At 66.0% G+C, this 12,000-nt stretch carries 8 protein-coding genes; 6 read left to right on the top strand and 2 right to left on the bottom strand.

The features are described from left to right. Window positions 1-3: 3 nt before the first annotated feature. Window positions 4-2,403: a bifunctional diguanylate cyclase/phosphodiesterase gene (locus P0R31_RS13310; protein ID WP_275514463.1), complete on the bottom strand. Its 2,400-nt coding sequence runs from the start codon at window positions 2,401-2,403 to the stop codon at window positions 4-6. A 213-nt stretch (window positions 2,404-2,616) separates the two neighbouring features. Continuing rightward, window positions 2,617-3,123 (bottom strand): ferritin-like domain-containing protein, encoded by a 507-nt coding sequence (locus P0R31_RS13305; RefSeq protein ID WP_036015620.1) that lies wholly within the window; start codon window positions 3,121-3,123, stop codon window positions 2,617-2,619. Between the two features lie 430 nt (window positions 3,124-3,553). Between P0R31_RS13305 and P0R31_RS13300 the strand changes: the two genes are divergently transcribed. The 6 genes from P0R31_RS13300 (at window position 3,554) to P0R31_RS13275 (ending at window position 11,913) form a co-directional block, all read left to right on the top strand. Beyond that, the gene (locus P0R31_RS13300) at window positions 3,554-4,636 is read left to right on the top strand and encodes a lysylphosphatidylglycerol synthase transmembrane domain-containing protein (RefSeq protein ID WP_275514462.1); all 1,083 of its coding nucleotides are present in this window, start codon (window positions 3,554-3,556) and stop codon (window positions 4,634-4,636) included. Window positions 4,637-4,734: 98 nt separating this feature from the next. Continuing rightward, on the top strand, window positions 4,735-6,681 hold the full coding sequence (locus tag P0R31_RS13295) for a hypothetical protein (RefSeq protein WP_275514461.1): 1,947 nt from the start codon (window positions 4,735-4,737) through the stop codon (window positions 6,679-6,681). Between the two features lie 419 nt (window positions 6,682-7,100). Then, window positions 7,101-8,006 (top strand): LysR substrate-binding domain-containing protein, encoded by a 906-nt coding sequence (locus tag P0R31_RS13290; protein ID WP_275514460.1) that lies wholly within the window; start codon window positions 7,101-7,103, stop codon window positions 8,004-8,006. A gap of 123 nt (window positions 8,007-8,129) precedes the next feature. Continuing rightward, window positions 8,130-9,074 (top strand): 5-dehydro-4-deoxyglucarate dehydratase, encoded by a 945-nt coding sequence (gene kdgD, locus P0R31_RS13285; protein ID WP_275514459.1) that lies wholly within the window; start codon window positions 8,130-8,132, stop codon window positions 9,072-9,074. A gap of 24 nt (window positions 9,075-9,098) precedes the next feature. Continuing rightward, window positions 9,099-10,442, top strand: a complete 1,344-nt coding sequence (gene gudD, locus P0R31_RS13280) for a glucarate dehydratase (RefSeq protein ID WP_275514458.1) — start codon at window positions 9,099-9,101, stop codon at window positions 10,440-10,442. 22 nt (window positions 10,443-10,464) lie between these two features. Then, window positions 10,465-11,913: an aldehyde dehydrogenase family protein gene (locus tag P0R31_RS13275; protein ID WP_036044516.1), complete on the top strand. Its 1,449-nt coding sequence runs from the start codon at window positions 10,465-10,467 to the stop codon at window positions 11,911-11,913. Window positions 11,914-12,000: the final 87 nt, after the last annotated feature.

Genomic DNA, 12,000 nt, shown 5'->3' with positions numbered 1-12,000 from the left:
CTCTCAAGCCGACGCGCGCAGCCGCGGCCGTTCCAGCATGATCGCGACATCCGAGGCGGGCCGCGGCTTGCTGAACAGATAACCCTGCGCCTGGGTGCAGCCCTCGCGCCGGAGCAGCTCGAGCTGCGCGTCGTTCTCGACGCCTTCCGCCGTGGTGACGATGCCGAGGCTGCGGCCGAGGCTTGTCACGGCGCGAATGATCGCCATGGAATCCTCGCGCGTCGCCAGCTCCGACACGAAGGAACGGTCGATCTTGATCTTGTCGAACGGGAAGCTGCGCAGATAGCTCAGCGACGAATAGCCGGTGCCGAAATCGTCGAGCGAGATCCGCACGCCCATGGCACGCAGCTCGTGCAAGGTCGTCAGCGTCGCCTCGCTGTTCTGGAGCAGGACGGATTCGGTGATCTCGAGCTCGAGGCGGCGCGCACCGAGTCCCGATAAGGCCAACGCCTCTGTCACCGCCGCGATCAGGTTCGGGCTCTTGAACTGCACCGGCGACAAATTGACGGCGACGTCGACATCGTCGGGCCAGGTGGCTGCATCAGTGCAGGCGGAGCGCAGCACGAACTCACCGAGCTGAACGATGAGCCCGGTCTCCTCGGCCAGCGGGATGAAGCTGATCGGCGCAATCAGTCCGCGCTGCGGATGGTTCCAGCGCAGCAGCGCCTCGAAGGCGACGACGCGACCGCTGGCGACTTCGCGGATCGGCTGGTAGTAGACCTCAAACTCGTCGCGGTGCAGCGCCGCGCGCAGATCCATTTCCAGAAGACGCCGCGCCTGCGCACGCGCATCCATGCCGGTCTCGAAGAAGCGGTAGGTGCCGCGGCCATCCGCCTTGGCACGGTAGAGCGCAAGGTCCGCGTTCTTAAGCAGCTCGTCCGGATTGCTGCCGTCCTGCGGCGACAGCGAGATGCCGATCGAGACGCCGATCACGATCTGATGGTCGTCGATCTGGTAAGGCGCCGAGATCACCTCGACGAGGCGTCCGGCAAGCGATCGCGCGGCGATCTCCTCGGAGCGTCCGATCTGGACCACCGCGAACTCGTCGCCGCCGAGCCGCGCCACGGTGTCCTGTTCGCCGACGGTGGCCTCGAGCCTGCGGCCGACCTCCTTGAGCAGCGCATCGCCGATGGGATGGCCGAGCGAGTCGTTGATGTCCTTGAAGTGATCGAGATCGAGACAAAGCACCGCGAGCTGGTCGCCCGACTTGGTCTGGCGCAGCCCCTGCTCGAGCTGTTCGTGGAACAGCACCCGGTTCGGCAGGCTGGTCAGCGCGTCATGGCGCGCCATGTGCGAGATCTTGGCCTGCGCCTCCAGCCATTCGGTGATGTCCTCGAAGGTCGCGACCCAGCCGCCGCCCTGCATCGGCTGGTTGACGACCCGGATGGAGCGGCCGAACCGGTTGACGACGTCGGTCGTGGTGCGGCCCTCGCGCGCGTCGGCGACGAGGCGGGCGAAGAATTCATCCGCATCGCCCTGCCACTGGCCCTTGGCCTGCTCTTCCCTGAGCACGTCGACCAGCAAGCGGCCGGTGAGCGGCACGTCGGTACGACGGAGCATCCCGGCATAGCGCTCGTTGAACAGGATGATCTTGCCGTCGGCGTCGAACATGCACAGCCCCTGCGACATGTTCTGCAGCGCGCTGTCCAGCACGATCTGCTGGCGTCCCAGCTCGCCCTTGGCGCGGCGGTCGAGCAGCGCGGCCACGAGCGCAATCGCGATGATCGCGACGGCGGCGCTGGCAGTCAGGAACGACAGCGAGGCCGGCGGGACCGAGAGCCCGCTGATTGCGATCGTCGGGTCCGGCGTCAGCAGCACCGCGCCCATCGCGGTGAAATGATGGGCAACGATCGCGAGCGTCAACAGAGCGGTCGCGCTCAGCGCATGCCGAACGCCGTCGCCTCGGGCAGCGACGAACAGCGCGAGCGCTGCGAAGACGATTCCGAACAGCACCGAGGCGGCAACCGTGCTCCCGATCCAATCCAGCCGTGCCGGCATCTCCAGCGCCGCCATGCCGGTGTAATGCATCGCCGCGACACCAAGGCCGACGATGGCGCCGCCAACGACGATCCACACCGGGCGCGAGGACGCCACGGCGATGCTCAGGCCCACGAAGGTCAAGGAGATCGCAAGCATCAGCGACAGAATCGTCACCGGGATGTTGTAGGTGCCGGCGCTCCCGGGGCCATAGGCGAGCATCGCGATGAAATGCGTCGCCCAGATGCCGCATCCGCTGACGGCCGCATCCAGGGCGATCCAGGCCAGACGCCCGGCTCCGTGCGTCGCGCGTGCGCGCTGAAACAGGCTGATCGCCGCGGCGCTGGCGAGCAGGCACACTGCGCCCGCAAGGGCGACCAGTCGCCAGTCATGCTCGTCGGTGAGACAGTAGAGAACTTGATACATTGCCGGCCCCTATCGACCCGCACTTGAGCCGACAGTGGTGGACGATCGGTAACCGGCTACAAACCTGTTCCGGAAGTGGTGAATGGAAGATGAGCGAGTTCGCTCACATTGCTGATCCTCGCGACGGCGCACCGAAGCAGCACCACGGCAGCGGGAAGCGAACAAGCAAAAGCGCCGCGCGGACCGTCGCGCGGCGCTCGTAATTTCCTCTTCTCAGCTCGCCGCGCGCAGATTCACCTTGCTCTCGGCGAGCGTCGTCAGCTTCTGGTCGGTCGCCTTCTCCTCCTCGAGCGTCTTGGCAAGCACCGCCGCACAATCGTTGCGGCCGAGCTGCTTGGCCCAGGCGATCAGGCTGCCGTAGCGGACGATCTCGTAATGCTCCGCGGCCTGCGCCGCATTGATCAGGGCCGCGTCGAGCACCGCCTTGTCGGCGACTTCGCCGGCGGTCTCGTCGGCTTCCTCGATGATGCCGTCGATCGCCGGGCAGTCGACCGCCTTCACGGGGACGCCGTGCATCTTGAAGACCTCCTCGAGCCGCGCAACGTGCTGCTTGGTTTCCTCGAGGTGCGTCAAAAAGCCCTGTTTCAGCTGCGGATCAGTGGCCTTGGTCGCCATCTTCGGCAGCGCCTTTGTGAGCTGTTGCTCGGCGTAATAGATGTCCTGGAGCTGATGCACGAACAGGTCGTTCATGGTCTTGATGTCTTTTGTGAACAGTCCCATCGTTCCGATCCTCTCGGGTCTTGGGAACACGGAGGCGCCGGCTTGCACGAAAAAGCCGCGTATTCCGCCGTGTTCGATTGCTGATGGAGCCTAACGACCACGCGGCACCGACGTTCCAAAAACGCCGATACGGCTCTGCGCTGGAACAATGCGGACGGCGCCGGGATTTGAGGTCGTATCGGCACGGTGAGCGCGCGGATGGAGCCGGGTTTCGCGACTCATATGCTTAACGCGCCGCCGATATGAACCGCGTATGACAAAGCTGCCCGCCGAACGCAGAACCTATTGTTGTCAAGGGCTGCACAAGCCGCTGATTTTGCCTTAAATGAGCTGGATCATGCCTAGCGATCGATGCCTGCCTTTTGGCCGTGATCGCACCCGACCGGCCAATGTCTGGCCGGGTCGGTCTTGCCCCCCGCCGGGAGGATGAATGCACGGACTGCTGCCCGCGTTGAAGCGCGGCTTCAACAGATGGATCGGCTGGCGACGGCTCGGCGTCGCCGCGAGCATCTTCATCATCGCGTTTGCGATCACCACGCTGGTGCGGACGCTCAAGGGCATCGATACCGGGGTCATCCTGACCGCGTTGACGGAGATTCCCCGCGGCAACATCGGGCTGGCGGCGATCTGCGTCTTCTTCGCGTTCTGTACGCTGACCTTCTACGACTATTTTGCGCTGCGAACGATCGGCAAGAAGCACGTGCCCTATCGCATCGCGGCGCTGTCGAGCTTCACGTCCTATTCGATCGGGCACAACATCGGCGCCACGGTCTTCACCGGCGGCGCGATCCGTTTCCGGATCTATTCGGACTACGGACTGAACGCGATCGACGTCGCGAAGATCTGCTTCCTGTCGGGCCTGACCTTCTGGCTCGGTAACATCTTCGTGCTCTCGATCGGCATGGCCATCCATCCGGATGCGGCCTCCTCGATGGATCAGCTGCCCTCCTCGCTCAACCGGTTGATCGCCCTCGGCGGCCTCGCATCGATCGGCGCGTATCTGGTCTGGCTCTGCATGGGCGAGAAGCGCCGCGAGCTCGGCCAGAAGGGCTGGAAGGTGGTGCTGCCCTCGGCGCCGCTGACCTTGGTGCAGATCCTGATTGGCGTCGTCGATCTCGGCTTCTGCGCCACGGCAATGTACCTCTTGATGCCGGCCAACCCGCCGATCGACTTCATGTCGCTCGCGGTCGTGTTCATCCTGGCGACCCTGATCGGCTTTGCCAGCCACGCGCCGGGCTCGATCGGCGTGTTCGATGCCGCCATGCTGGTGGCGCTGCCTCAGTTCGGCCGCGAGGAGCTTCTGGCCACGCTCCTGGTGTTCCGCATTCTCTATTTCGTGATCCCGTTCGGCCTTGCCATTTCCATCATGGGCATGCGCGAGCTCTGGATGAATGTGGTCGCGCCGTGGCAGGAGCGGCGGCGGCTGGCGGAAGCCTGCGCGCAGGCCAACCTGCCCAGGGAGGTGACGCCGATGGAGCGCGAACGGCTGCTGCGGCAGGCCGGCAAGCGCTGAGCCGCCGAAAGCCCCTCGGAATCATCAGGCAAAGGTTGCGGGCCGGCGCGCAATCCTCTCTTATTTCCGCCTCAACTTTGCCGTTGAAGACGCGGGCCATGATTTCCGTATTCCTTCGCACCCTCTCGGCAGGCGCCGTGCTGCTTGCCGGCCTCCTCGCTTTGCCCGAGCGCGCCGCCGCGCAGGACGCCGGCACCATGCAGATCAGCTGGGAGGTGCGTAGCCGCTTCCGGCTATTCCGCGAGGAGCGCGACTTCCTGCTGCATGTCGAGAACGCGCGCAACCGCAGCATTCTGGCCGCCGAACAGTCCCTGGAGCTCCAGAGCGAGGGCCGCGGCTGGGCTCGCAACATGGTCAACCGGCTCTGCATCGACCTGCAGGGCCGGGTCAACCAGCCCTGCACCCGCGACAATGTCAAAGAGAACTACATCACGCCGATCGACCATCCCGTGACGGTGCGCCTGACCGGCGCGGTGCCGGTCGGCGCCACCTGCGCCTGGTCGTTCGATGACGGCGACGGGCCGCAGAGCTCGACCTTCGACTGCGCCGAGCCGATCAATTTGCGCGTCCGCTACGGCAAGCCGACGGTTGCGACCGTCGATGTCTCGGCCGGCTCCGATCCGACCCAGCGGATCCAGACTGAGATCCAGGTCCGCGACATCTTCATCGCAGGTCTCGGCGACAGCATCGCCTCCGGCGAAGGCAACCCGGACCGGCCGCTGGCGCTGTCGGACGAAGGCTTTTGCTTCCGCTCCTATCTCGGCACCGCCGGCGCACAGTACTACCGGCCGAGCCGCCACGGCTTCAAGGGCGGCCGCGCCTGCGAGGCGCCGGATACGCTCGCCAACTGGCAACGCTACAGCGCGCTCTGGTTCAATGCGCCGTGCCACCGATCGCTCTACAGCTATCAGGCGCGCACCGCGCTGGCGCTCGCGGTGCGCTACACCCACATCGCCGTGACCTTCCTGCCGCTCGCCTGCACCGGCGCGAGCATCGGCGACGGGCTGCTCGGCTCGCAGCGCGCCCGCGAATGCCCGCCCGGCAAGACCGGCGTCTGCAACACCAGCGTGAATGCGCAAGTCGCCGAGCTGCGGGAAGCCGTCACCGCGGCGAAGAAGCGCCAGCCCGATCGCACGCTCGATCTCGTGCTGCTCTCGGTCGGCGCCAACGACGTCTATTTCTCCGGTCTCGTCGCCGACGTCATCGTCGAAACCGCGACCGAGCGCGCGCTGTTCCGCCGCTCCGGCGTATTGGCGAGCGTCGACGATTCCCGCGATGCGCTCCAGCGCGAGCTGCCGCGGAATTTCGTCAAGCTGCGCGAGGCGCTGAAGCCGCTGGTCGGCGGCGACCTCTCGCACGTGGTCTATGTCTCCTATGCCAATCCTGCGCTCGCCGACGGCGGCGCGCCCTGCCGCGGTGGCCGGGCCGGCTTCGACATCCACCCGTCCTTCAATGCCGATCCGCAGCGCCTTTCCCGCGTCTCCGCCTTCGTCGACAGCGAATTCCTGCCGCAGCTGAAGGGGCTCGCCACCTGCACCCGCGGTGCGCTGTGCCGCGATCCCGAAGCCGACCGCATGACCTTCGTCGATGCGCACCAGGCCGCGTTCGCCGAGCACGGCTTCTGCGCCCGTTCCGGCAACGATCCCGAATTCGACCGCAGCTGCTTTGCCGCGAACGGCCAGAGCTTCGATCCCGACATCGTCAGCGCGGCGAGCCAGCCGATGCTGTGCGGCCGCGGCGCCTCGGAGTACCGCGCCTACCTGCCCCGCGCGCGCTGGATCCGCGACGCCAATGACAGCTATTTCGCCGCGATGACCTATCCGCAAGGCCTGCCGGCGGCGAGCCAGCCGACCGACATCCACGATGCGGCCTGGGGCGTGCTTTCCGCCGTCTATGGCGGCGCGGTGCATCCGAGCGCCGAGGGCCATGCCGCGATGGCCGATGCGGCGCTGCCGGCGGCGAGCGCCGTGCTCGGGCTCGACGCCGTGCCGCCGAACGTGACGCGCGGACTGCTGCCGCAGCTGCTGCCCAGCGCGCAGCAATAGCGCGCGGACGTTTAGCTCTCCGGTATCTCGCTTCGCTCGTGCGGAAGATGCGCGGGCCGGCATCGTCACGGGCATGGGGTGAGTATCTCGTCCGCCCCTCGCGATCGTTCCCTCACTGCCGATCCATCGATCCAAAAACAGCATCGATCGATACTGCCTTGAACTTGGACACTTCGCCGCGCGCACCTCTAGGACTCGTGTCGGGCAAACGGCCGAGGCCTAAGAGAGGCGCGTGATGAGCGCAGTGGCGTCCGCAGCGGACGTGAGGCGGTCTCGCATCAGCCTGTTCCTCCTGAGGGCTCCCATGGGAGCTTGACCAGGCAACTCAACGGCGGCCCACAAGGCCGCCGTCTTTGTTTTGGGGGTGATCGATGCTAGAAGTGCCGGGGAAACGCCTTATTCATCTAAGGCATGTATCGATGTTCGACCTCAACCAGCTCCGCTGTTTCGTCACGGTGGCGGAGGAATTGCATTTCGGCCGCGCCGCCGTGCGGCTCAACATGACGCAGCCGCCGCTGTCCCGGCAGATCCAGGTGCTCGAGCACATCATCGACGCGCCGCTCTTGGAGCGCACCAGCCGCTCGGTACGCCTCACCCCGGCCGGGCGCAGCTTCCTGCCGGAGGCGCGGCGCATCCTCAAGCTTGCGGAGAGCGCTTCGCAAGTGGCCCGCCGCATCGCGCTCGGCAAGACCGGCTCGCTGAAGGTCGGCTTCACCGCGGCCGCGGCCTATGGCTTTCTGCCCGAGCTCATCGCCGCCTGCCGCGCCAAATTGCCGGAGGTCGATTTCTCTCTGAAGGAGATGGTATCGGGCGATCAGTTCGAGGCGCTGACCTCGGGCCAGATCGATGCCGGCCTGCTGCGGCCGCCGATCGCGCGGCCCGAGCTTGCCAGCCGCCGCGTCGTCGCCGAGCCGCTGCTCGCGGCGATCCCGAAGAAGCATCCGCTGGCGAATGCCGACGGCATCACCATCAAGGATTTCGACGACCAGCCCTTCGTGATGTATTCGCCCTATGAGAGCCGCTACTTCCACGACCTCCTGGTGGCGCTGTTCACCCGTGCCGACGTGCTGCCGCGCTACGTCCAGCATCTCAGCCAGATCCACTCGATCCTCGCGATGGTGCGCGCCGGCCTCGGTCTTGCCATCGTGCCGGCGGCGGCGGCCAGCCTGAAGATCTCTGACGTCCGCCTGCGTCCGCTGAAGCTGCGCACGCGCGTTCCGGTCGAGCTGTTCATGGTGTGGCGGCGCGAGGACGAGAACCCGCTGCTGTCGGCGCTGGTCAAGATCGCCGGCGAATTGTCCTCCGCGGAGCCGGCGGAGGATTGATGCTCAATCCGCATCGGTCGATATAGGCTTTGGCTTGGACGCGCATCGAACGGTCTCCTAAACCACGGCGCATGGACGTGCGGCTTCTGCTTGCGTCCTCCGCAACACGACAAGGAAGCGCCCATGAGCAAGATGACCCCGCAGGAAATGGCCCAGAAGATCGGATCGGGCCTGCTGTCCTTCCCCGTCACGCCGTTCAGGGCTGACTACTCCTTCGACGAGGCGACCTATCGCGCCAACATGGATTGGCTGTGCGGTTATGACGTCGCAGGCCTGTTCGCCGCGGGCGGCACCGGCGAGTTCTTCTCGCTGACGCCATCAGAGGTTCCGCAGGTCGTCAAGGTCGCCGTCGACGAGACCAAGGGCCGCGTGCCCGTGCTCGCCGGCACCGGTTACGGCACCGCGATCGCGCGCGAGATCGCCATCGGTGCGGAAGAGGCCGGCGCCGACGGCCTCCTGCTGCTGCCGCCCTACCTCACCCATTCCGAGCAGGAAGGCCTTGCCGCCCATGTCGAGGCGGTCTGCGCCGCCGTGAAGATCGGCGTCATCGTCTATAACCGCGACAACGCCATCCTGCAGCCCGACACGCTGGCGCGCCTCGCCGAGCGCTGCCCGAACCTCGTCGGCTACAAGGACGGCATCGGCGACATCGAGTTGATGACCCGCGTCTACACCAAGCTCGGCGACCGCCTCACCTATGTCGGCGGCCTGCCGACCGCCGAGACCTTCGCGCTGCCCTATCTCGACATGGGCGTGACAACCTATTCCTCGGCCGTGTTCAACTTCGTGCCGGAATTCGCCACCAACTTCTACGCCGCGGTACGCAAGCGCGACCACGCCACGATCCAGGCCGGCCTGAAGGATTTCATCCTGCCGCTAATCGCGATCCGCAACCGCAAGAAGGGTTACGCGGTCTCGATCATCAAGGCCGGCATGAAGGTGATCGGCCGCGATTCCGGCCCGGTCCGTCCGCCGCTGACTGATCTCACCGAGCAGGAGATGGCGGAGCTGACCGCACTGGTGCAGAAGCTGCCCGCCGCACGATCGTCACAACAGGCTGCAGAATAGTAAGACGACAGGGAGGAGCTTGCGATGGCCCAGACTGAGATTTCCGGCGCACCTGTTATCACGGCGATGCAGGTGATCCCGGTCGCGGGCCGCGACAGCATGCTCCTCAACCTGAGCGGCGCGCATGCGCCGTTCTTCACCCGCAACATCGTCATCCTCACCGACAATGCCGGCCACACCGGCGTCGGCGAGGTGCCGGGCGGGCAGAAGATCTGGCAGACGCTCCAGGACGCGCGCGACCTCGTGATCGGAAAGACGGTCGGCGCGATGAACAGCATCCTCGCCGATATCCGTACCGCCTTCGCCGACCGCGACGTCGGCGGACGCGGCAAGCAGACCTTTGATCTTCGCGTGATGATCCATGCGGTCACCGCGATCGAATCCGCGCTGCTCGACCTGCTCGGCCAGCATCTCGGACTGCCCGTCGCAGCACTGCTTGGCGAAGGCCAGCAGCGCGCCAGCGTCGAGACGCTCGGCTATCTCTTCTTCGTTGGCGACCGCCGTAAGTCGAAGCTCGACTACGTCACTGGCGAGACCGGCAGGCCCGACTGGTTCAACCTCCGCCACCAGGAGGCGATGACGCCAGAGGCCGTGGTGCGGCTTGCGGAGGCGACCCACGACCATTACGGCTTCGCCGACTTCAAGCTCAAGGGCGGCGTGCTCCGCGGCGAGCAGGAGATCGAGGCGGTTACCGCAATCGCAAAACGCTTCCCCAGCGCCCGCGTCACGCTGGATCCCAACGGCGCCTGGTCGCTGGATGAGGCGATCAGCCTCTGCAAGGGCATGCACGGCATCCTCGCCTATGCCGAGGACCCCTGCGGCGCCGAGGCCGGCTTCTCCGGCCGCGAGATCATGGCCGAGTTCCGCCGCGCCACCGGACTGCCGACCGCCACCAACATGATCGCCACGGACTGGCGGCAGCTCTCCCATGCGCTGCGGCTCGGAGCCGTGGACATCCCTCTGGCCGATCCCCATTTCTGGACCATGCAAGGCTCGGTGCGCGTGGCCCAGACCTGCCGTGACAACGGCCTGACCTGGGGCTCGCACTCCAACAACCATTTTGATATTTCACTCGCCATGTTCACCCATGTCGGCGCCGCCGCCCCCGGCAAGGTCACCGCGATCGACACCCACTGGATCTGGCAGGACGGTCAGGCGCTGACAAAGGAGCCGCTCCGGATCAGGGGTGGCAAGATCGCCGTCCCGGACCGCCCGGGCCTCGGCATCGAGATCGATCGCCCCGCCATCGAGGCCGCGCACGAGCTTTACAAGAAGCATGGACTCGGCGGGCGGGATGACGCTATGGCCATGCAGGACTTGATCCCCGGCTGGACGTTTGACGACAAGCGTCCCTGCCTCGTGCGTTAGAAACGTTCCCCTGGAGGAAAAGATGACAGCGATCCTGAAGAACTTCATCGGCGGCGAATGGGTCGACGGCTCCGGCGTCACCAGGAACATCAATCCCTCCAACACCAATGATCTCGTCGGCGAATATGCCAAGGCCGACAAGGCGCAGACCGAGAAGGCGATCGCCGCCGCGAAGGCCGCCTTCCCCGCCTGGGCACAGTCGACCCCGCAGGCGCGCTACGACGCGCTCAACAAGATCTCGACCGAAATCCTCGCCCGTAAGGAAGAGCTCGGCCGCCTGCTCGCGCGCGAGGAAGGCAAGACCCTCCCCGAAGGCATCGGCGAGGTCGCCCGCGCCGGCCAGATCTTCGCGTTCTTCGCCGGCGAAGCGCTGCGCCTGATCGGCGAGAAGGGCGCCTCGGTGCGTCCCGGCCTCGACGTCGAGCTCACCCGTGAGCCGGTCGGCGTCGTCGGCATGATCACGCCCTGGAATTTCCCGATCGCGATCCCGGCCTGGAAGATCGCGCCGGCGCTCTGCTACGGCAACACCGTGGTGTTCAAGCCCGCCGAGCTGGTGCCCGGCTCGGCGCATGCGCTGTCTGAGATCATCACCCGCTCCGGCATTCCCGCGGGCGTGTTCAACCTCGTCGTCGGCTCCGGCTCGGTCGTCGGCCAGACCCTGCTCGAGCATCCGGACGTCGCCGCGATCTCCTTCACCGGCTCGGTGCAGACGGGACGCAAGATCGCGCAGGCCTGCGTGCTCTCGAATCCCATGAAGAAGTTCCAGCTCGAGATGGGCGGCAAGAACCCGCTGGTCGTGCTCGACGACGCCGACCTCAAGACCGCCGTCGAGGTCGCCGTCAACGGCGCTTATTTCTCGACCGGCCAGCGCTGCACCGCCTCGTCCCGCCTGATCGTCACCGAGGGCATCCACGACCGCTTCGTCGCCGCCATGGCCGAGCGTCTGAACAGCCTGTCGGTGGACGATGCGCTCAAGGCCGGCGTGCATATCGGCCCGGTGGTCGATCAGAACCAGCTCGACCAGGACCTGCGCTACATCAAGATCGGCCAGGACGAAGGCGCCAAGCTCGCCTTCGGCGGCGAGCTGCTGAAGCGCGAGAATCCCGGCCACTATTTGCAGCCGGCGCTGTTCACCGAGGCCAACAACAACATGCGCATCGCGCGTGAGGAGATTTTTGGCCCGGTCGCCGCCGTCATTCGTGCGAAAAATTACGAAGAGGCGCTCGCCATCTCCAACGATACCGAGTTCGGGCTCGCCTCCGGCATCTGCACCACCAGCCTGAAATACGCCTCGCACTACAAGCGCAACAGCGAGTCCGGCATGGTGATGGTCAATCTGCCGACCGCCGGCGTCGACTATCACGTGCCGTTCGGCGGCCGCAAGGGCTCGAGCTACGGCGCCCGCGAGCAGGGCTCCTACGCGCGCGAGTTCTACACCACGGTGAAGACGGCTTATACCAATCCGGGCTGATGCCGTAGGCATCGTAGGGTGGGTTAGCGCAGCGTAACCCACCTCTTCTGCTTCCGCGGATGCAGACATTGGTGGGTTACGCTGCGC

Origin of the sequence: Bradyrhizobium yuanmingense, assembly GCF_029167105.1 — a bacterium.
In the GTDB taxonomy this organism is placed as follows: Bacteria; Pseudomonadota; Alphaproteobacteria; order Rhizobiales; family Xanthobacteraceae; genus Bradyrhizobium; species Bradyrhizobium yuanmingense_A.
The sequence above is the reverse complement of the archived record's forward strand: the minus strand, read 5'-3'. Positions and strand labels throughout refer to the sequence as shown.